Below are 21,372 nucleotides of genomic sequence, written 5' to 3'. Positions count from 1 at the left end.
GCACTTCATCAAATTCAACCAAGTGGCGACGCGCGTAGTCCTTCATACGCCTCACAGGACATCCGAGAGCGCATCCCATTGGCGGCACGTTTGAAGACGTTGAGGTCAAAAGTTTTGACTTTTTACGACGTAACTCGGAGCCTTCACAATCAATGGATCCGTTTTTTAGTGATTTTCATCACAAAACAATGACGCTCGGGTTTTTCTTACAGGGTTTCCCCGACACTGCGCATTGACCGTTTTTTAACATTCCGTCACAGTCGCACCGCACTCAGCGTGCTCAAGGGTGGCGCCGCCGTTTTGGTGGCCAGGCACGCTGATGCGGGTGACGGCGTGCAGTAGCGCGACCGCCGCACAGGGGGCATGACAGATGTGGATGCGATCGGCGCCCTTGGCGCTGGCGGTTTGCCTGTGGGCGGTCGCCGGGCTGGCGGCTGCACAACAGTCGGCACCGACAACGCTGGATCGGCAGGAGCAATTGCGCCAGGCCGAGGAGATTCAGCGTCGCCAGGAACAGGAGCGCCAAGCGCCCTTTGCCGGCCCGCGCGAGGACGCCGACCGCGTGGACGCGCGCAGCACCGTGCTGCCCAAGGAAGACCTGTGTTTTTCGGTCACCCGCTTGCGCCTGTCGGGCGCAGGCGATGATGCAACGCGCTTTGCGTGGTTATGGAAGTCTCTGCGCCGTTACCAAGGTCGCTGCATCGGGCGTGCCGGCATCGACATCATCCGGCGCCGCGCCTTGGATCAGTTGGTCGCACGCGGATTGGTCACCACGCGCATCGGCGTTCCGGAACAGGATCTGTCGCGTGGCGAACTCCGTTTGGAACTGCTGCCCGGCCGCTTGCGCGAGGTGCGCGTGGTGTCCGACACCGAAGGCGCGCACTGGAAAACGGCATTGCCGCTCCGCAGGGGGGACTTGCTGGATCTGCGTGCCATCGAGCAGGCGGTGGAGCAGTTCAAGCGTCTGCCGTCGCAGGACGCAAAGATCGATATCGCCCCGGGCGAAGCACCAGGCGAATCGGATCTGGTGATCACCCTGCAGCATGGGCGACGCTGGCGCGGTGTGGCTAACGCCGACGATTCCGGTGTGGAGGCTACCGGCCGTGTGCAAGGTGGGTTGGACGTTTCGCTGGATAACCCACTGGGGCTCAACGATCTGCTCAGCATTGGCTACAGCCATGACCTGGCCACACGCGACGAAGAACGCGGCACACGCGGCAACAGCCTGAGTTACAACCTGCCTTGGGGATGGTGGACGTTCGCGCTGTCGGCATCGTCGTACCGCTATCACCAGCGCGTAGACGGTTTTTTACAAACCTTCCAGTCCAGTGGCGAGTCCAGCAATGCGCAGCTGGATATTCAGCGCGTGCTGCATCGCGACGGCACCAGCAAGACTTCGGCCGGTGTGGTGATTGGCCGGCGGCGTGCGCGCAGCTATCTGGATGGCGTGGAGATCGGCATCCAGCGCCGTGATACCAGCAGCGCGGAGTTCTACTTCACGCATCGGCGCTATCTGGGCGCGATGCAGCTGGACATGCGTCTGGCGCATCGGCGCGGCACCCCGTGGTTCAACAGCCAGTGGACCGGCTACGACCCGCAGATCGGCTTCCCGACGTTTCGCTATGCCGTGACCACGCTGGACGTGAGCACGGCGCTGCCGTTCAAGCTGGGCCCCGTGCCGATGGCGTGGGAAAGCAGCCTGCGTGCACAGACCGCCGGCGAACTGCTACTAGGTTCCGAGTTCGTCACCATTGGTGGCCGTTACAGCGTGCGTGGTTTCGACGGTGAAGCGACGCTTGGCGCCGAAAAAGGCGCGTACTGGCGCAATACCTTGAGTTTCCCAGTGCAGCAGATTGGGTTGACCCCGTATCTGGGCCTAGACGCCGGCCGCATCGATGGCACCAGCGCCAGCGGGCTGCGCGGTCGCAGTTTGGTGGGCGGCGCGGTGGGCCTGCGTGGCGGTTGGTTCGGTGCCAGCGTCGATGCGTTTGCCGGTTGGGCGATCCACCGCCCCGACGGATTTGCAAGTGCGCAGCCGGCCTATGGCGTGCGTGTGATCTACCAGTTCTGACATGGATCGCGTCGCCAGCTGGCTACGCGTTTGTTGATTGATGACGCCAACAGGCGGCGAGAGAGAAACGATGGATAACGAAGCGATGCGCGTGCGTGGTTACCTGGCCGAGCAGGGCAAGCGGGCGCTTGCACTGTTGCTGTGCTGCACGATCACCTGGACATCGTTTCCGGCATGGGCGCAGGTTGCGCCAACCGCCAACCCTGGAGGGCAAACGCCAGGCCAGCAGGTCGCTGCCAATGGCGTGCCGGTGGTGGACATCGTCGCGCCCAATGCGCGCGGCATTTCGCACAACCGCTACAGCAACTTCAATGTCGGCCCGAATGGGTTGATCCTCAACAACAGTGCGCAGATCTCCAAGACCGAGCTGGGCGGTTACGTTGCCGGCAACAACAACCTGCAGCGTAGCGGTGCCGCCTCGCTGATCCTCAACGAAGTCACCTCGGCCAGCAGCCGACTGCAGGGCTATACCGAAATCGCCGGTGCGAAAGCGCAGCTGGTGATCGCCAACCCCAACGGCATTTCCTGCGATAGCTGCGGCTTTCTCAATACCTCGCGCGTCACCCTGACCACCGGCACGCCGAACCTGGGCAGCGATGGTGCGTTGAACGGTTTCAGCATCACCGGCGGTGCGCTGAGCATCGGTCGCAACGGTCTGGACGCGTTCAATGTGGATCGCCTGGATCTGTTGTCGCGTCAGCTCAGTGTAGACGGCTCGATCTGGACCCAGGAGCTGGTCGCCGCCGCTGGTGCCGGACGGGTGAGCTACGACGGCATGCTGCTGGACGTCCTGCCAGGTGCCGACGGCGGCCTTCCTGCGATCGGCATCGATGTGGCGCAATTGGGCGGCATGTATGCCGAACGCATTCGCCTGATCGCCACCGAAGCCGGCGTCGGCGTGGTGAGCCGCGGCACATTGGCTGCGCAAAGTGGCGATCTGCAGATCGACAGCGCAGGGCAAGTGAGCCTGGGAGGCACCACCGTCGCGCGGGATGCTGTGAATGTGCGTGCCACCGGCGCGCTCGATCAGCGTGGAGTGCTTGGCTCGCAACAAGGCGACGTGCGCCTGCGTGCTGCAAGCATGACGCTTGCAGGCGACCTGGTGGCCGCCGGTGCACTGGATGCGCAAGCCGGTGGTGGGGTGACCCATGTTGGCCGCAGTAGCGCGGGGTCGATCCGTCTGTTCGGCTCGGAATTGAATGCCGATGGCAGCCTGCACGCCGCCGGCGCCCTGGATCTAGGCGCCGATGGGCTCTTGCGCAGTGGTGGCGTGGCCTATGGCGGCGCGAGCGCGAATCTGCGCGCAGCGCAGATTGCGTTGTCCGGTACCTTGCAGAGCGGCGCGACGATTGCACTGAACGCCAATACCGTCGACGCACTGGGCACGCTGGATGCGGCAACTGCGCTGCAGATCAACGGCAATGGCAACGTGCGTGTGGCTGGATTGGCGCAAGCCGGGCAGGGGGCTGATGTGCGCGCGGGTGGGCGCCTGGAACTGCAGGGAAAGCTGATCGCAGCCGATGCGCTTGCATTGAACGCAGCGTCGATCGACATCGCACAGCGCGCTGCGGTGTCTGCAGGCAACGATCTGGACCTGCGTAGCGCCGGTGCAGTCAACAACGCAGGCAGTGCGTATGCCGGCCGCGATCTGCGGCTATAGGCTGCCAACCTCACCACTGCGGGTAGCCTGTCTGCGACACGCGATACGCAAGTGGTGGCTACCGGCCAGCTGCTCAACAGCGGCACCGTTGTCGCAGGCGACGCATTGACTGTGGACGCTGCGCAACTGGCAAGCAGCGGCGATATCGGCAGCCAGCGTGGCGATGCCACGCTGCGCAGTCGCGGCAATCTGCGCCTGAGCGGCAATACCGTCGCAGGCGGCGCATTAGCAATGGATGCCGCAAGCGGCGCCCAGGTGTCTGGTACCGTGAACGCGGCCAGCGTCGACTTACGTAGCGGCGGTGATGCCAGCTTCTCCGGCACGCTGCAGAGCACGCGTGGCGCGCTGACGGTTGTCGTGGCAGGTGAGCTTGCAAACGATGCCGTCGTACGTTCGGCAGGCGCGCTCGATCTGCAGGCCGATGGCGCGCTGCATCAGCGCGGCCAACTGCACAGCGATGGCGCGTTGCAACTGCGTGGCGGCAGTGTCGCCCACGACGGCGTCATCGATGCTGGCGGCGACCTGCGCATCGCCAGCGCTGGGGCGTTGGCATTGGACGGCACCGTGCAGAGCGCAGGCAGTACTACCTTGCAAGCGGTCGGCGCGCTGGATAACAGCGCAAAGGTGATCGCTGCTGGTCCACTGGAGGTGGATGCGGCCAGCCTGCGCAACGCGCAAGGCGCGGCATTCTCGTCTGGCGCCGATGCGCAGCTGCGTACTGGCGGCGTGCTTGAGAATGCCGGCAGCCTGTACGCTGCCAACGCATTGCAGATCAGTGCCGATTCCTTCACCCAGGGTGGAAGCGTCAGCTCCGGCAACACGCTTTCCGCAACGGTTGTCGGCACGTTCGACAATACCGGCAATGTGGTGGCACGCAATGGGCTGCAGATCGATGCTGGCCACTTGCGCAGCAGTGGCCAGCTGGGCAGCGAAGCTGCAGGCGTCGTATTGGGCAGCCAGGGCGATATCGCATTGCAAGGTGTGTTGGCTGCCGCAACCAACTTGCAGGCCACCGCCGCGGGCGATCTTCAGCAAGCCGGCTCGCTGAAGGCGCAATCGCTGGCGTTGCGTGCTGGTCGCGACCTCACCGCGAGCGGCACGCTGCAATCTGCCTCGACTTTTGACCTACAGGCGCAACGAGCATTGACCTTCGCTGCGCAAGGCCAGGCTGGTGGCGACATCGGCATGCGCGCTGCCACGCTGACGACAAGCCAGGATGCGGTGTTGCAGGGCGCCGGTGCGATTGCATTGGATAGCGGCACGATTTATAGCCGCGGCAAGCTCGATGCAGACAGCGATCTAAGTGTACGTAGCCTGGGCGACCTGACGCTGGCGGGCGTTGCGCAGGGCAGCGGCGATGTTGAGCTGACGGCTACTGGGGCGCTGACCAATGCAGCGCAGGTCTTCGCCGGGCGCACCTTGACCGCGCAGGCACGAAGCCTGGAGAACACCGCTGCTGGCGTATTGGCGGGCGATGGGGATGTGGCACTCACCGCGGCAGCACAGTTGAAGAACGCCGGCCGCGTGCAGGCAGCCGGCGACCTGCAGATGACGGCGGCAAGTCTCGATCAAAGTGGCAGTGCATCTGCCGGCAGGATCTTGCACGGCACAGTCGCCGGCACGCTGGACAACCGCGGCAACCTGATCGCCAGGGACGCGCTGCAGATCGATGCAGGCACGTTGCGCAGCAGCGGCCAATTGGGCAGCGAGCTGGCCAGTGTTGCATTAAGCAGCCGGGGCGCGATGCAGCTGGACGGTGTGGTCGCCGCCGCGACTGCCTTGCAGGCATCGGCTGGCGGCGACCTGCAGCAAGCTGGTTCGCTCAAGGCGCAGTCGATTGCCTTGCAGGCCGGGCAAGACCTCACTGCCAATGGCAGCCTGCAGTCTGCATCCACGCTGGATCTGCAAGCACGACGCACGCTTGCATTGAACGGCCAGGCATCCAGTGCTGCCAATGCCACGCTCAATGGTGCAAGCATCACGACCAGCGCTGCGGCGGTGCTGCAGGGCGGTGCGTCGATCAGCTTGGCAGGCGACAGCATCGAGAGCCGTGGCGCGCTCGATGCAGCGAATGATCTGACTCTACGCAGTGGCGGCGACTTGATGCTGGGCGGCGTAGCGCAGGCCGGCCGCGACATTGCGCTGACCGCAGCAGGTAACTTGAACAACGGTGCCCAAGTGATCGCCGCGCGCGATCTGAGCGTGCAGGCTACCAGTGCCATGAATGCGTCAGACGCAACCCTGGGCGCCAAGCGCGATCTTCGTGTCGATGTTGCCGGGGTATTGGATAATCATGGCAGCCTGCATGGAGAGCAAGGCCTTTCGCTCAATAGCGGGTCGCTGCTGCAGCGCGGTCGTGTCTATAGCGGCGACGCGCTGTCGATCGCCACTACCGGCGCATTCGAGAATGCAGGCCAGTTGGTCTCCGGCAAGGATCTGAGCATCACCGCGGGCAGCATTGTCAGTAATGGCCAGCTGGGCTCGGTGACCGGCGCGCTGACACTGGCCAGCCAGAACGACATCGCGTTGCAGGGCGTGGTATCTGCCGCGACCACGCTGCAAGCCGCTGCAGTGGGCGACCTTTCACAGGCGGGGACGCTCAGCGCACAGACCGTCGCGCTGCAGGCCGGCCGTGATCTCGTTGCCGGCGGCACCCTGCAATCGGCTTCCACGCTGGCCTTGCAGGCACAGCGCACGCTGAGCTTGAGCGGCCAGGCGCAGGCTGGCGCCGACGCCAGCTTGCGTGGCAACAGCATCGCGACCGCTCGCGATGCGGTGCTGAAAAGTGCTGGCGCCATCACCCTGGACGGTGCGGCAATCGATAGCCGCGGCACGCTGGATGCTGGCACTGACCTTGCGGTACGCAGCACCGGTGATCTTTCCCTGGCGGGTGTTGCGCAAGCCAATCGCGATGTCGTGCTAAGCGCCAGCGGTGCCTTCGGCAACGCCAGCCATGTCTTCGCGGGCCGCGACCTCTCGCTACAGGCAGGTTCGATCAACAATGCAGCAGCTGGTGCACTTGCCGCAGCGGGGGCCATCACGCTGGCGACAGGTGCACTGCAGAATGCAGGCAGCCTGCAGAGCGGCGACGATTTGCGTATCACCGCAGCCAGCATGGACCAGAGCGGCACTGCCGTCGCCGGCAAGGCCTTGACCGCCACGGTCACCGGCACATTGGATAACCGCGGCAGTCTCATCGCCAAGGATGCAGTGCTGGTGGAAGCGGACACGTTGCGTAGCAGCGGCCAGCTCGGCAGTGAAGCGGCGGACGTGACGTTGACCAGCCAGGGCGATATGACCTTGCAGGGCGTGGTCGCTGCAGCCAGCACGCTGCGAGCCACCGCTGGCGGTGATCTGCAACAGGCCGGTTCGCTCAAGGCGCAGTCCATCGCGCTGCAGGCCGGGCGCGATCTCGCTGCTGAAGGCACGCTGCAATCGGCATCGCAGCTGGATCTGCAGGCACAACGCGGACTCACGTTGAACGGCCAGGCGGTGTCCGCAGCGAACGCAACCCTGCGTGGCGCGCAGATCGCGACCGGGCAAGCGGCAGTGCTGCAAAGCGGCGCCGGAATCAGCCTGGACGGCGCAGCGATCGACAGCCGTGGTGCACTCGATGCCGTCACCGACATCAATCTGCGCAGCACCGGCGAGTTGGCGGTTGCCGGCGTGGTGCAGGCAGACCGCAACGTGGTGCTGAGCGCAACCGGTGCGTTGACCAACGCCGCGCAGGTCGCGGCCGGTGGCAGTCTGACTGCGACTGCTGCCAGTGCGAGTAACACCGCGACGGGCGTGCTGCTTGCGCAAGGCGATGCCACGCTGTCCATTGCTGGCCTGCTCGACAACGCCGGTGCCGTGCGCGCCGGCAACCAACTTTCGCTTGGTGTCGGATCGCTACGCCAGACCGGTCAGGCCTATGGCCTGCAGCGGCTTGGCGTTACCGCCAACGGTGCAGTGGATAACCGCGGCGATCTGATCGGCGGCGATGGTTTGCGTGTGGAAGCAGGGCAGTTGAGCAGTAGTGGCCAGTTAGGCAGCGAGCGTGGCGATGTGGCATTGATCAGTCGTGGCAACCTGCAGCTCGATGGCCGCTTGGCCTCAGCAGGGGCGCTCACGGCACAGGCCGATGGTGCGCTGATGCAAAGCGGCAATCTGAGCGCGGCCAGCACACTCGACCTGCGCTCCAAAGGCGACCTGACGGTTGCCGGGCAGGTCGCGGGTCAACAACTCACGCTGGTCAGTGATGCGCTCGTACGCCAGCAGGGCACTGTCAGCGGGACGACCGTCGCTGTGCAAGGTGCGCGCATCGACAACGCCGGTCAAATCACCGCAGCGGGCAATCTAAGCCTTCGCGCAGGCCAGATCGGTATCACCGGTACGGTGGGCGCCGGCATTAACGCAGACGGCAGCCTGGGTAGCGGAAGCACGCTCAGCATGGTTGCCGATCGTCAGCTCACTGCCTCCGGCACACTGCTGGCAGGCGGTAATCTCACCGCGCAGGGCAGTCAGCTGCAGTTGGCTGGCACCACCACGCGTGCCACCGGCAATGTCGCACTCTCTACTGGCGGTAGCCTCGATCATCGTGGCGGCAATCTGCTCGCGGGCGGAACGCTCACCGTGCAGGCCGCCGGCGCTATCGACAATGGCCGCCTCAACACTGTCGGCGGGCAACTTCAGGCTAACCAGCTGAGTATCGACGGCGGCAGCCTCAGCAATGTCGGCGGTGGTCTGGTGCAGAGCGGCGCGGGTGCGACGCGCGTGGTGATTGGGGGTGCCATCGACAACACCACCGGCACGCTGGCCAGCAACGATCAGGATCTGACCATCGCCGCTGCCAGCATTGAAAATGCGCAGGGCCGTATCGAGCATGCCGGCGCAGGCACGCTGTCGGTGACCAGCCGCGGTGCACTCGGCAACGGCGGCGGACGCATCCTGACGCAGGGCCAGTTGACACTCGGCGCCAGCGGCGCCCTGAACAACCAGAATGGCGCCATCGCTGCGGCAGGCGACGCAGGCGTGAGCGCAGCCAGTCTCAATAATCTGGCCGGCTCGGTGTCGGCCCGGGCATTGAACGTGCAAACCAGCGGCACGGTCGATAACCGTAACGGTCTGCTTCAGGCCAGCGGCGGTGCATTGACCTTGCGTGCCGACAGCCTCAGCAATGCTGGCGGTACCGTGCAGGCGATTGCCAATGCGGGCGTGGGCGGGGGGCTACGCGTTGAATTGAACCGCGGTCTGGACAATGGCAATGGCACGATCGGTGCCAGTACCGATGCCGTGATCACTGCAGAAAACATCAGTAGTGCCGGCGGCAATCTGCAGGCCGGCCGCGACCTCGGCATCACTGCACGGGGCCAGTTGGACAATCATCAAGCCGGCAAGCTCAGCGCCGGCCGTGATCTGAATGTGGCGGTCACCGGTGCCTTGCTCAACAGCGGTGGCCAGCTCGATGCGGGCAACACCTTGACTGCATCCGCTGGACGGATCGACAACACCCAAGGCAGCATCGTCAACAATGGCGGTGGCCTGACCCGCATCACCACCGGCGGCGCATTAACCAACACCAACGGCAATCTGGGTGGGCGCGGCAGTGTGGTGATCGATGCGGCCAGCATCGCCAACACGAGCGGCCAGTTGGTGGCAGGCGGCGACCTGATCGCCAATACCAATGCCTTGAACAACCAGGGCGGCAGCGTTTATGCCGGCGCCAACTTCCTGTTGCAGCGCGCAGGTGCCACGCTCGATAACCAGAACGGCAAGATCAAGGCCGAGCAATCGGTTCGCCTGAATCTGCAAAACCTGAGCAATGCCGGTGGCCAGATTGGCGCAGGCAGCGTCACCGGCGGTGCCGGCGATGTGGTCATCGACACGGTCGGTTTCGACGGTGGCGGCAGTATTCTCGCGCAAAACCTACTGGATCTGACCCTGCGCAGCGATTACACGCACCGCGCCGGCGCCGACCTGGTCAGCAACGGCAATTTCAACCTGCGTGTGGGTGGCAACCTGGTCAACGAGTCCACGCTCAAGGCGGCGCGCACACTCGATATCATCGCCAGCAGCATCACCAACCGCGGCGGCGCCAACATCGTCTCCAACGATACCCGCCTCAACGGCGGCAACGTCATCGACAACGCCGGCAGCATTTCCGGCAACGGGGCGTTGTCGCTCGTTGCCAACAGCGTTTACAACACCGGCAGCATCGTCGGCGGCAATGTCTCGGTGAATACCGGCACGCTGGTCAATGGCGCAGATTTTGGCGGTGCGACGGGCAACGCTGCCTACGGTTCGGCATTGCTCGGCTCCACCGGCAATATGAACCTGATCGTGCGCGATCAGTTGCTCAATTGCGATGCGCGCATCTTCAGCTTGGGCAATATCGCCATCGGTGGTGCGCAGGATGGTGGTGGCACATTGGTAGCGCGGACCGGAGTGGTGAATAACCTCTCGGGTAGTATTGAGGCTGATGGCAGTATTTTGATTGCGGCCCAGCAGCTCAATAATCGGCGTCGCGTGATTAACACCACCAGCGTCTCTACCGATCCCGGCAACGACGGCGTGTATTCGGGTGGTGAACTCATCCAAGGCAAAGCGATTAGGAACCTCCAGGGAGCCCGGGCACCTTATCCTTACAAGGGGCTTGCGCCGGGAATTTATCGCAACTATCAGGTCATTCAACAGGAGCAATTGTCTTCGGCAAGCGCTGAGGGACGCATCGCGGCGGGCGGGAACATCCTGTTGTCGGGAAGCGTCACGAATAATGCCTCGACAATCGCTGCAGCAGGCCTGTTCGCTGCCAATCAGCGAGGTCTTGGCGGACTCTCGGATGGGATGATCTTGGGAAGCGAGCAGCTGCTCAACCAAGCGCTGGCCTTGAATCAAACGGTTCGACAAAGCGATGTGGAACATATCGTCACCGCGATCACCAATGACTGTATGCAGCCTGTTGGGCAGAAGGTCGTTTGTTATTACGAAGAAGAAGACCAGAGGCTGAGCTCCTCAACGACCAATAGCAGCTATATCGCCCTAGGCGCCAGCATGACCGGCAACCAAGGCGTCAGCATCAATGGCGCCAATATCAGCAACGGCGCTGTCGGAAGCGATGGTCGCGTTATCAGTGGCGCTGCACTGCGTGGTGTAGGCGCACAAGGTGGCTTGAATGGTCGCACCGCGCAAAGCGCCGGTGGAGTGGGCGGCCAGGCAGTGGGCGGCCGTGCCAACGGCGGCGCGAGCAGTATCCAAGTTGCCACTGGCACCAGCGGCAGCGCAGGCACGCACGTCGGCGCCAACACGCAGGACGCCACGCTGGCCACATCGGGCGGCATCGTCAAGATGTCGGTCGCACCGGTCATGTCCAACGACCGCGGCCTGGTGCGCAGCAGCGTCGATCAGGCGACTGTGCAGACCACCGCCGCCGGTACCGGTGTCACGACGGGCGCGAACGCAACCCGTACGCGCGTCGACCAGGCCAGCATCCCCGTCACCAATATCGTCGGCGGCGGTCAGACCTCGCTGACGCAGATCGATCTTCCTATCGGCGGCTTGTATCGCCTGTCCAGTGGCACGGTCACCGACCGCACGGCGATGGGCCGCGCAGCAATCGGCCTGGGTGGCATCAACGCGTGGCGCAGCAACGGCCCGGGCCGTCGCTACCTGATCGAGACCGATCCGCGCTTCGTCAACTACGACAACTTCATCAGCAGCGATTTCCTGCTGGACAAGCTGGGCGTGGACCCGGAGTGGACCCAGACCCGCCTGGGCGACGGCTTCTATGAGCAGCGGCTGGTGCTGGACCAGATCACCCAGCTCACCGGTCGTCGCTATCTGGGCAATTACGCCGATGGCGTGGCGCAATACCGCGCCTTGCTGGAGGCCGGCGTGGCCGCTGCAGGCCAGCTGCAGCTGAGCATGGGCGTGGGCCTGACTGCCGCCCAGGCCGCTGCACTGACGCAGGACATCGTGTGGATGGTGGAGCAGGAGTACCAGGGCCAGACCGTGCTGGTGCCGGTGGTCTACCTGGCGTCCAACTCGCTGCAGCTGCGTGGCAACGGCGCGCTGATCGCTGGCGGCAACGTCGAACTCAACGCCACCAACACCCTGAGCAACCAGGGCGTGATCGCCGGCGCCGACGTCAGCGTCACCGCCGGCAACCTGCTCAACCAGGGCCGCATCAGCGGCACCGGCACGGTGTCGCTGCAAGCGCGCAACGACCTGCTCAACCAGGGCCAGATCCAGGGCCGCGATGTCGCGCTGGCCGCTGGCAACAACCTGGTCAGCGAAGCGTCCAGGGCCATCAATGGCGCCGGCATCCTGTCGGGCATCAGTGCGGGCAACGCCCTGCAGCTGTTCGCCGGCAACGACATGACGCTGACCGGCACCCGCGTGCAGGCGGGCGGCAGCGCGGCGCTGATCGCGGGCAACAACCTCAGCCTCACGCCCAGCGCTTTGCGCGACGACAATGGCCTGCTGCGTGGCGGTGACGCCGTGTCGGTGACTGCGGGCAAGGACCTGATCGTCTCGGCCGGCAACGACCTGCAACTGCATGGCGTGACCATCAAGGCCGGCGGCAGCGCAGCACTGCAGGCAGGTAACAACCTCTCGCTGGCCCCGGTCGTCGGCCTGGATGGCATGGCCGGCACGCGCACCAGCATCAGCACCGGCGACAGCCTGCAATTGGCCGCCGGCAACGACGTGACCATCCGCCAGGCCGAGGTCAAAGCCGGCGGCGACCTGATCGCTGCCGCGGGGAACAACCTCAACGTCGAATCCGTCCTCAACGACAGCCAGACCGACAGCTACAAGAGCCGCAACGGCAAGACCCGCGTCAGCACCACCACGACCACCCAAACCATCGACCAGCAGGAACTCACCGCCGGCGGCAACCTGATCCTCAGCGCCGGCAACGACGTCAACCTGGTCGCTGCAAAACTCGATGCAGGCAAGGGGCTGGGCGTCAGCGCCGGCAACGACATCAACGCCAGCACCCTGACCACGGTGGACACCAGCGATGTCCTGGAGACGCGCAAGCGTTTCAGGCAGACCACCAGCACCCGCGACGAAACCGTCCACGGCACCGAGTTCAGTGCCGGCGGCAACCTCGCTATGCAGGCAGGCAACGACTTAGCAGTCTTCAACAAGGCGCAAAGTATGGGGCAAGATGCCTGGGCCAGATGCAGGCTAATCGCAGCGTTCGTCTTACAGGGTGGTAAGGAAATTCCACTGCCCTGGCAGTGTTAAGGTTGTTGGCGTCGATGGAAATTGGCAATGAACACAGATCGGTTTAAAGAGAACTTCTTATCTTTTATGAACGGTTGCGAATTTATCTACAGTGAATTCAAGAATGGTGATTTCGGAGATCTTCAGAGAGTGGAGGTTGAAAGTTTTAACAAAATGGGGGCGGTTGAATTTTGGTCCTCAGGCTGGGTAGGAATTGATCTTGTCGATTGCGTTTCTGGAACCCAAGAAATCAGTGTGCTGCTTTCTCCGGAACAGCGAGATCTCGTTGATGGTGAGTTAAGAAGATTTGCCGACCTGATGGCGCGACGCTGACCAACGCTGATGCGAGGCTACAGCAGTCATGACCCAAGATCGTTTCAAAAAATCGCAATGGTTCGGCCTTCTCGGCTGGTTGGTGCTTTGCTATGCCGCAGCCGCGCTGGGCGCAACTGCATCGATCCAGGCCGCCAGCTTTTATGCGCAGCTGCAGCGGCCGGCGTGGGCACCGCCGGGCTGGCTGTTCGGGCCGGTGTGGATGGTGCTGTACGGAATGATGGCGGTGTCGGTGTGGTTGGTGTGGCGCCGTGGGAGATGGGCTGGTGCGCGCATGGCGCTGACACTGTTCGTCGTGCAGCTGGCGCTCAACGGGCTTTGGAGTTGGTTGTTCTTTGCGTGGCATCTGGGGGCGTGGGCATTCGCGGACATCGTGGCGCTGTGGCTCGTGCTGGTGGGCACCATTGGGGCGTTTGCGAAGAGGCACGCTTTGGCGGGGTGGTTGTTGGTGCCGTATCTGGCGTGGGTGAGCTTTGCGGCGGCGCTCAATTTTTCGGTCTGGCAACTCAACCCTCAGGTGCTTGGCTGATCTGCGCTGCTGACCTTGGCCCGCACCGACTCGGGGTCGCGATAGCGACGATCTGTTGCTTGATGCGAAGTTGTCTATTGCTTGAAGCGACCTGCTGCCTGCAGCGATGTGATGCATCGAACGCTGGCGATCCAGTCAGCCTATCGCGTCGGCCGAGCACACGACTCGATCAATGAAGGTTAGAAAGCTGCGCAGCATGGCTCTGCAAGGCCGGTCCAAAAGTTTCCATAGCAATCAATTGCTTGCACGCACAGTGCTTAAATCCCTGAGCAAAAAGGATTTCTGTTCCGTACGCCCAACGCATGCGCCTGCCCATTCACGCAATGCTTGACAGGCCTCGGCCCGGTGATGTCTTTTGCATGCATGGGTAACGCCTCCGCCACCGCTTCGCTTCTCTGCCAGCCGCTACTGCTGGCAGGTGCGGGCGTGGCCGGCATTACCACCATCATTACTACCGCCACCATTCGCCCGGTGCGGTCCGTCGTCTTCGCGTAACTTCCGAAAACAACGGCCCCGCACCCGGATCAGGATGCGGGGGCTTCCCTCTCTCATCCGATGCGGACGGGGCCTCCCCCAACGAGGTCTGTCGATGTCATCGCCCGCTGTTTCGTTCGAACCCGCTGCTGTTCTTGCGTCCTCTGCGCGCACTGTCGTGCACAAATTCGGCGGCACCTCGGTGGCTGATGCCGAGCGCTATCGGCATGTGGCGCAGCTGCTGCTTGCACGCGACGAGACGGTGCAGGTCACCGTGGTCTCGGCAATGAAGGGCGTCACCGATGCCTTGATCGAACTGGCCGAACTTGCGGCGAAGAATCGCCCCGAATGGCGCGAGCGGTGGCACGAAACACGTGCACGCCATCGCGGTGCGGCAGTGGCGTTGCTCGGCGAGCATTCCGGGCCAACGGTGGAGTGGCTGGACGAGCGCTTCGAACATCTGTCGCAGATCCTCGGCGCGCTTGCGGTCATCGGCGAATTGCCGCGCGAAGTGCTCGACCGCGTGCAGGGCCTGGGCGAGGTGTATTCGGCGCAGCTGCTGGGCGATCACTTCCGCGCGATCGGCGAGGACTGCGCGGTGCTGGACGCGCGCGACGTGCTGGTGGTCAATCGCGGCGAACTGGGTGTGGATGTGGACTGGGAGGCGAGTGCGCAACGTCTGGCAACCTGGCGGCAGGCGCATCCGCAAACGCGCGTGGTGGTCACCGGATTCGTGGCGCGCGACCGCGCCGACCGCATCACCACGCTGGGCCGCAACGGCAGCGATTATTCGGGTGCCATCTTTGCCGCGTTGTTCGATGCCGACGAACTGCATATCTGGACCGACGTGGACGGCGTGCTGTCGGCCGACCCGCGCGTCGTGCCTGAAGCGGTGCAACTGGAAACGCTGAGCTACGACGAGGCCTGCGAGCTGGCGTACTTCGGCGCGAAGGTAGTGCATCCGCAAACGATGTCGCCGGCGATCGAACGCGGCCTGCCGATCATCATCCGCAACACCTTCCAGCCCGAGCATCCCGGCACGCGCATCACTGCCAGCAGTGCGGTGAGCGGGCCGATCAAGGGGCTGACGTTGAGCCCGGATCTGGCGGTGCTGAATCTGGAAGGCACCGGTCTGATCGGGGTGCCGGGCACGGCCGAACGCGTGTTTGCAGCGCTGCGCACCGCGCAGGTGTCGGTGGTGATGATCTCGCAAGGTTCCTCTGAACATTCGATCTGCTGCGTGGTCAAGCAGCACGAGTCCGAACGCGCACGCAACGCATTGCTGCAGGCGTTCGCGCATGAACTCACGGTCGGCCAGGTGCAGCGCGTGCAGCTGACCACCGGCATCAGCGTGCTGGCAGCGGTGGGCGATGGTATGGCCGGCCAGCCGGGTGTGGCGGCACGGCTGTTCGAGTCGTTGGGCCGCGCGCAAGTCAATATCCTGGCGATTGCGCAGGGCTCGTCCGAACGCAACATCTCGGTGGCCATCGATGCGGCGCACGCCACCAAGGCCTTGCGCGCGGCGCATGCAGGTTTCTGGTTGTCGCCGCAGACGTTCTCTGTGGGCGTGATCGGGCCGGGCAATGTGGGCGCGGCGCTGTTGGATCAACTGCGCACTGCGCAGCCACAGTTGCTGGGCAAGGCCAATCTGGATCTGCGCCTGCGTGCGGTGGTCTCACGCGGTCGCATGCTGCTGGACGAACGCGGGCTGGTCGGCGACTGGCGCGATGCGTTTGCATCTGCCGCCACGCCCACCGATCTGGAACGCTTCACCACGCATCTGCTGTCTGCGCATCTGCCGCATGCGGTGATCATCGATTGCAGCGGCAGCGCCGAAGTGGCCGACCGTTATGCGGGCTGGCTGGCCGCCGGCATCCATGTGGTCACGCCGAACAAGCAGGCCGGTTCCGGCCCGCTGGCGCGTTATGAGGCGATCCGCACCGCGGCCGATGCCAGTGGGGCGCGCTTCCGTTATGAAGCCACCGTGGGCGCCGGGTTGCCGGTGATCACCACGCTGCGCGACCTGGTCGATACCGGCGATGCAGTCACCTCCATCGAAGGCATCTTCTCCGGCACATTGGCGTGGTTGTTCAATAAATACGACGGCAGCGTGCCGTTCGCCGAACTGGTGACGCAGGCGCGTGGCATGGGCTACACCGAACCGGATCCGCGCGACGATCTGTCCGGCGTGGACGTGGCGCGCAAGTTGGTGATCCTGGCGCGCGAAGCAGGGCGCTCCATCAGCCTGGAAGACGTGCAGGTTGAAAGCCTGGTGCCGGAAGGGCTGCGTCAGGCCAGCGTGGACGATTTCATGGCGCGGCTCTCCGAAGTGGATGCGGTGTTCGCGCAGCGCCTGCGCGATGCGCGTGCGCGCGGCAACGTGCTGCGCTATGTGGCGCAGCTGCCGCCGGACCGCGCGCCCAGCGTGGGCCTGGTGGAATTGCCCGCCGATCACGCCTTCGCCAATCTGCGCCTCACCGACAATGTGGTGCAGTTCACCACGCGTCGCTACTGCGAGAACCCGCTGGTGGTGCAAGGCCCGGGCGCGGGGCCGGAAGTGACCGCGGCAGGCGTGTTCGCCGATCTGCTGCGCGTGGCGGCAGGCGAGGGCGCGCGACTATGACGCAGACTGTTGTCAGCCATGCCGGCGTGAGCCAGGCAGCGGTGGCGCAGGCGCATCGCTGCGATCGCGCATCTTTGGACAAACACGGCCTGCACGAAGCGCGCGCCTTCGCACCAGCATCGGTTGCCAATGTCGCGGTGGGATTCGATCTGCTCGGCTATCCGATCGATGGCATCGGCGACACCGTGACCGTGCGCCGTATCGAAGCGCCGGTGGTGCGCATAGCTGCGATTCGCGGCACGACGGTGGCGCTGCCCCTGGATGCCGAGCGCAACACTGCAGGCGCTGCACTCATTTCGCTACGTGCCGCCTTGCAGCTGCCTTATGGGTTCGAAGTCGAGATCGACAAAGGCATCGCGCTGAGCTCGGGCATGGGCGGGTCTGCCGCGTCATGCGTCGCGGCCCTGGTTGCGGCAAACGCGCTACTGGCCTCGCCATTGGATCACCACCAGCTCTACCAATACGCGCTCGATGGCGAAGCGGTAGCCAGCGGCAGCCGCCACGGCGACAATCTGGGGCCGCTGTTTGTAGGTGGTTTGGTGTTGTGCACGCTGGAACGCCTGGTGCCAATCGCGGTGCCACCCGCTTGGCATAGCCTGCTGGTGCATCCGGATGCAGTGCTGGAAACGCGGCGCGCGCGCGAAGCCTTGGCGGGCAATTATCAATTGCGCGAGTTCGTCGCGCAGAGCACCAATCTGGCGTTGGTGTTGGCCGGTTGCCATGCCGGCGATCCAGACCTGGTACGCGCAGGCCTGCGTGATGTCCTGATCGAACCGCGTCGCGCCCCATTGATCGCCGGCTTCGCAGACGCCAAACAGGCAGCGCTGGACCACAACGCCCTCGGCGCCAGCATTTCCGGCGCCGGGCCAAGTGTGTTTGCCTGGTTTGAATCGCGTGCCGCTGCAGAGGCTGCGGCAACCGCAGTGCAGGCCGGGTTTGCGGCTGCAGGGTTCGATAGCCAGGCCTGGGTCTCGCCAATCGCAAGTCCTGCGGCGCGGTTACTCGGATGAATCGGGACGCATGCAATGAAAACGCGCCGCAGGCAGCAGGCAGCAGGTCTGGCCTGCAGCTCGCCAGGCGCTGTTTAGTCGACGACGACTTCGCTGATCTGCATCACCGGGGTCAGGTCGGTGTAGTTGGCGATGTCGCCCAGGATCTCGCCCGCATGCGGGCCGAAGCTGGCATTGAAGGCTTCCTGCGACGCGCAAAAGATGTGGCACATCCCGATGAACGCCGGCGGGCTGCCGGCCTCGCCGCCGCTGATGCCTTTGTCCACCGTATATTTCAAACAGGCCGGCCCCATGCGCGCGCTCACCAGCGGCATGTGCTGGTCGCGGTAGTAGGCGTGATCGAAGCGAGCGCCGTCGCGGTACGGGTACATCACACTGACCTTGATCATCTGCCGACTCCACGGAAGGGTGCGCGCAGCATAGCCCCGCGCCATCGACCGTGCGCACCCCTTCGGCCAGATGCCGGCGCAGCCCGACGTCCGGCTCCGTCACACGCGGCACCGCTTGTCATGGGTACCGCCCAGCCTTCGCTTTATCTGGAGTCATGCTGATGTTTATCTCCACCCGTGGCGGTGCCCCCGCCGCAAACCTGAGCCAGGCCATTGCCGCCGGGCTGGCGCCCGATGGCGGCCTCTACGTGCCGCAGACCCTGCCGCCTGCGCGTACGCTGGTTGCGGGCGCCGGCCTGGCCGACACCGCCACCGTGCTGCTGCAGCCGTTTTTCGAAGGTGATGCGCTGGCCGCCGAGCTGCCCGCCATCTGCGCTGAAGCCTTCGATTTCCCGGCGCCGTTGGTGGCGCTGGGTACGCCGGGCGATTACGCGCTGGAGCTGTTCCATGGGCCCACCGCCGCGTTCAAGGATTTCGGTGCGCGCTTCCTGGCCGCCTGCCTGACCCGCCTGCGCCGTGCCGAAGATCGCCCGCTCACCATCCTGGTCGCCACCTCCGGCGACACTGGCGCCGCCGTGGCCGCCGCGTTCCATCGCCAGCCAGGCCTGCGCGTGGTAGTGCTGTATCCGGACGGCCGCGTGTCGCCGCGGCAGGCGCATCAATTGGGGTGTTTCGGCGACAACATCCAGGCCCTGCGCGTGGCCGGCTCGTTCGACGACTGCCAGGCAATGGTCAAGCAGGCCTTGAACGATGCCGCATTGCAGGCGCAGGTGCCGCTGAGTTCGGCCAACAGCATCAGTCTGGGCCGGTTGCTGCCGCAGATGAGTTACTACGCACATGCCGCGCTGGAACACCATGCAGCCTCGGGCAGCGCGCTCAACCTGGTCGTGCCTACCGGTAACCTGGGCAACGCGCTGGCGGCGATCATCGCGCGCGCGCTAGGGGTGCCATTGGGCCGCATCGCGCTGGCGTCCAACGCCAATCACGTGTTGCCGGACTATTTCGCGGGAGATGCCTACGCACCGCAGCCCAGCGTGGCCACGCTGGCCAATGCGATGGACGTGGGCGCGCCGAGCAATTTCGAGCGGCTGCGTTGGCTCTATAACGGCGACGATGCCGCCTTGCGCGAGGAATTCCGGGCCTTGTCGGTGGACGATGCGGCGATTCGCAACACCGTGCAGCAGCGCTTCGCCCGCTACGGCGAGGTGCATTGCCCGCATACCGCCACCGCGGTGCATGTGCTCGAACAATTGCGTGCCGAAGGCGCGGAGGGCGGCACTGGCGACTGGGCGGTAGCGGCCACCGCGCATCCGGCCAAGTTCGAGGGGGTGGTGGAGCCATTGATCGGCCGCGCGGTGGAGGTTCCGCCGGCGCTGGCCGCGCTGCTGCAGCGCCCGGCGCATGCCGAAGCACTGGCGCCGGACTACGCAGCCCTTCGGCAGCGCTTGCTTGCCGATGCCGCCTGACCCAACGCGTTCAGACACCGGGGTTGGAAAGTGGCCCGCATGCGGCTATTTCTAGCCGGGTGCGGCCCCGTCGTGGCGCCGCGTCCGCTGTGGGTTGTTGCATGTCTTATCGAATGATCGCCGTTGCCGGCTTCTTGTGCGGGTGGGCAGCGGCTGGTGCGGCCAGTGCGGCCGATGCCTTGGCTGGATCACCGGTCGCGCCCCTGGGCGCCCCGCGTGTGGGTCTGGTCGAGGCGCTGGCGCGCCAGGCGCCGTCGCTGGACCGTCAGGTGCTGGCCCTGGCCACCGAGGCGCTGCAATGCGCCCGCCAGCGCCAGCAGGTGGGTGCCGAACGGGTGCTCAGCGTCATCGACTACAGCCGCCCCTCGACCGAGCGCCGGCTCTGGGTGTTCGATCTGGACAAGCAGCGCCTGTTGTTTCGCGAATGGGTCGCGCACGGGCGCAATACCGGCGAGAACCTGGCGGCGAAGTTCTCCAATGACGATGGCAGCTTCCAGTCCAGCCTGGGCGCGTTCACCGCGCAGGAGTCGTACACCGGGCACAACGGTTACTCGTTGCGGCTCAAGGGTCTGGAGCCGGGGTTCAACGACCACGCACGCGATCGCGCCATCGTGATCCATGGCGCGCCCTATGTCAGCGAAGCCGTCATCCGCAGCCAGGGCCGGCTCGGCCGCAGCCTGGGCTGCCCGGCGGTGCGGCCAGCGGTGGCCAAGCAGTTGATCGATACCTTGCGCGACGGTGCGTTCGTGTTCGCCTACTACCCGGACCGGGCCTGGCTGCGCCAGTCGCGGCTGCTGAGCAGTGGATGTGGCGGTGCGGCAGCGCGTGCAGTGGCCGGGCGCTGAGTGATCGCGCGTCACCGACCCGACCGACTGCGTCGACAAGCACGCATCGCCGCATCAATGAAATCCATCAATCAGCCGCCAACCCTTACACCGTATCGCCGGCCAGGCGGCGTAGTGCGGCGTAATCCAGGATCTGCACCAGCTGCAGTTGCGGTAGCACGATCAACTGCTGCTGCCGCAGTTTGGTGAAGGTGCGGCTCACCGTTTCCACGGTCAGCCCCAGATGGTCGGCAATATCGCCGCGGCTCATCGGCAGCGCCACGGTGTCGCCGCTGGCGCCGGGCTGGGTGGAGCGAGCGGCCAGCCGCAGCAGGAAATGCGCCAGCCGTTCGCTCGGTTGCAGGCGTGCCAGCAGCAGGCCGGTGTCCTGCGCTGCAGCCAGCTCCATGCTGGCACGTTGCAGCAGCTTGCGTTCCAGCTGCGGGTAGCGCTCGCGTAGCTGGCGCATTTGCGCCATCGGCGTGCGGCACACCCGGCTGTCGACGATGGCTTCGATATCGTGGCGGTGCTGCGCGGTTTCGGTGAGCCCGACGTAGTCGCCTGGCAGCACGAAGCCGGTGATCTGGCGGCGCCCGTCGGCCAGCGTGCGCACCATGCGCAACGCACCGGAGGTCACGGTATAGACGTTGTGCCGGGGCTCGCCCGCACGCACCAGGGTGCTGCCGGGCGCGTAGGCCGCCGCGTGGGTAACCTGGTCCAGCGCGTCCATCTCCTGCGCCGACAGCGCCGCACAAATGGCCCGGCCGCGCACGGCGCAAAGGG

The 21,372-nt window shown here is 64.9% G+C and carries 10 protein-coding genes and 1 pseudogene; 9 read left to right on the top strand and 2 right to left on the bottom strand.

What is annotated here, in order from left to right; all coding sequences use genetic code 11:
* Positions 1-370: 370 nt before the first annotated feature.
* The 7 genes and pseudogenes from LN450_RS22895 (at position 371) to LN450_RS22865 (ending at position 17,910) form a co-directional block, all read left to right on the top strand.
* On the top strand, positions 371-2,071 hold the full coding sequence (locus tag LN450_RS22895; protein ID WP_039416277.1) for a ShlB/FhaC/HecB family hemolysin secretion/activation protein: 1,701 nt from the start codon (positions 371-373) through the stop codon (positions 2,069-2,071).
* A 70-nt stretch (positions 2,072-2,141) separates the two neighbouring features.
* On the top strand, positions 2,142-3,731 hold the full coding sequence (locus LN450_RS23410; RefSeq protein WP_228903371.1) for a filamentous hemagglutinin N-terminal domain-containing protein: 1,590 nt from the start codon (positions 2,142-2,144) through the stop codon (positions 3,729-3,731).
* A gap of 156 nt (positions 3,732-3,887) precedes the next feature.
* Positions 3,888-12,848: pseudogene (locus LN450_RS22885) on the top strand (hemagglutinin repeat-containing protein); the annotation flags it as partial.
* Positions 12,849-12,989: 141 nt separating this feature from the next.
* Positions 12,990-13,274 (top strand): hypothetical protein, encoded by a 285-nt coding sequence (locus LN450_RS22880; RefSeq protein ID WP_109298355.1) that lies wholly within the window; start codon positions 12,990-12,992, stop codon positions 13,272-13,274.
* 28 nt (positions 13,275-13,302) lie between these two features.
* Positions 13,303-13,803: a TspO/MBR family protein gene (locus tag LN450_RS22875; RefSeq protein ID WP_011347175.1), complete on the top strand. Its 501-nt coding sequence runs from the start codon at positions 13,303-13,305 to the stop codon at positions 13,801-13,803.
* A gap of 589 nt (positions 13,804-14,392) precedes the next feature.
* Positions 14,393-16,900: a bifunctional aspartate kinase/homoserine dehydrogenase I gene (thrA, locus tag LN450_RS22870; protein ID WP_011347176.1), complete on the top strand. Its 2,508-nt coding sequence runs from the start codon at positions 14,393-14,395 to the stop codon at positions 16,898-16,900.
* Positions 16,897-17,910 (top strand): homoserine kinase, encoded by a 1,014-nt coding sequence (locus LN450_RS22865; protein WP_011347177.1) that lies wholly within the window; start codon positions 16,897-16,899, stop codon positions 17,908-17,910. The genes thrA and LN450_RS22865 overlap by 4 nt, the downstream gene beginning before the upstream one ends.
* A gap of 74 nt (positions 17,911-17,984) precedes the next feature.
* Here LN450_RS22865 and LN450_RS22860 read toward each other — a convergent pair whose 3' ends face one another.
* Complete coding sequence (locus tag LN450_RS22860) at positions 17,985-18,299, bottom strand: EthD family reductase (RefSeq protein WP_039419324.1); 315 nt, start codon at positions 18,297-18,299, stop codon at positions 17,985-17,987.
* Between the two features lie 155 nt (positions 18,300-18,454).
* Between LN450_RS22860 and thrC the strand changes: the two genes are divergently transcribed.
* Together thrC and LN450_RS22850 are read left to right on the top strand one after the other, a co-directional pair.
* Positions 18,455-19,765 carry a threonine synthase gene (thrC, locus tag LN450_RS22855; RefSeq protein WP_170808595.1) on the top strand — a complete coding sequence of 437 codons (1,311 nt, stop codon included), beginning with the start codon at positions 18,455-18,457 and terminating at the stop codon, positions 19,763-19,765.
* A gap of 101 nt (positions 19,766-19,866) precedes the next feature.
* Positions 19,867-20,610, top strand: a complete 744-nt coding sequence (locus LN450_RS22850) for a murein L,D-transpeptidase catalytic domain family protein (RefSeq protein ID WP_011347180.1) — start codon at positions 19,867-19,869, stop codon at positions 20,608-20,610.
* A gap of 85 nt (positions 20,611-20,695) precedes the next feature.
* Here the strand turns inward: LN450_RS22850 and LN450_RS22845 are convergent, their stop codons facing one another.
* Complete coding sequence (locus tag LN450_RS22845; RefSeq protein WP_170808594.1) at positions 20,696-21,361, bottom strand: Crp/Fnr family transcriptional regulator; 666 nt, start codon at positions 21,359-21,361, stop codon at positions 20,696-20,698.
* Between the last annotated feature and the right edge of the window lie 11 nt (positions 21,362-21,372).

The organism is Xanthomonas euvesicatoria pv. euvesicatoria (genome assembly GCF_020880415.1).
Classification (GTDB): Bacteria; Pseudomonadota; Gammaproteobacteria; order Xanthomonadales; family Xanthomonadaceae; genus Xanthomonas; species Xanthomonas euvesicatoria.
This window is presented reverse-complemented; position numbering and strand designations above follow the sequence as displayed.

Bases quoted from the DNA above. Each gene is read 5' to 3' on its own strand.
- LN450_RS22895 (WP_039416277.1), top strand. From the start codon at position 371: ATGTGGATGCGATCGGCGCCCTTGGCGCTGGCGGTTTGCCTGTGGGCG.
- LN450_RS23410 (WP_228903371.1), top strand. From the start codon at position 2,142: ATGGATAACGAAGCGATGCGCGTGCGTGGTTACCTGGCCGAGCAGGGC.
- LN450_RS22880 (WP_109298355.1), top strand. From the start codon at position 12,990: ATGAACACAGATCGGTTTAAAGAGAACTTCTTATCTTTTATGAACGGT.
- LN450_RS22875 (WP_011347175.1), top strand. From the start codon at position 13,303: ATGACCCAAGATCGTTTCAAAAAATCGCAATGGTTCGGCCTTCTCGGC.
- thrA (WP_011347176.1), top strand. From the start codon at position 14,393: ATGTCATCGCCCGCTGTTTCGTTCGAACCCGCTGCTGTTCTTGCGTCC.
- LN450_RS22865 (WP_011347177.1), top strand. From the start codon at position 16,897: ATGACGCAGACTGTTGTCAGCCATGCCGGCGTGAGCCAGGCAGCGGTG.
- LN450_RS22860 (WP_039419324.1), bottom strand. From the start codon at position 18,299: ATGATCAAGGTCAGTGTGATGTACCCGTACCGCGACGGCGCTCGCTTC.
- thrC (WP_170808595.1), top strand. From the start codon at position 18,455: ATGCTGATGTTTATCTCCACCCGTGGCGGTGCCCCCGCCGCAAACCTG.
- LN450_RS22850 (WP_011347180.1), top strand. From the start codon at position 19,867: ATGTCTTATCGAATGATCGCCGTTGCCGGCTTCTTGTGCGGGTGGGCA.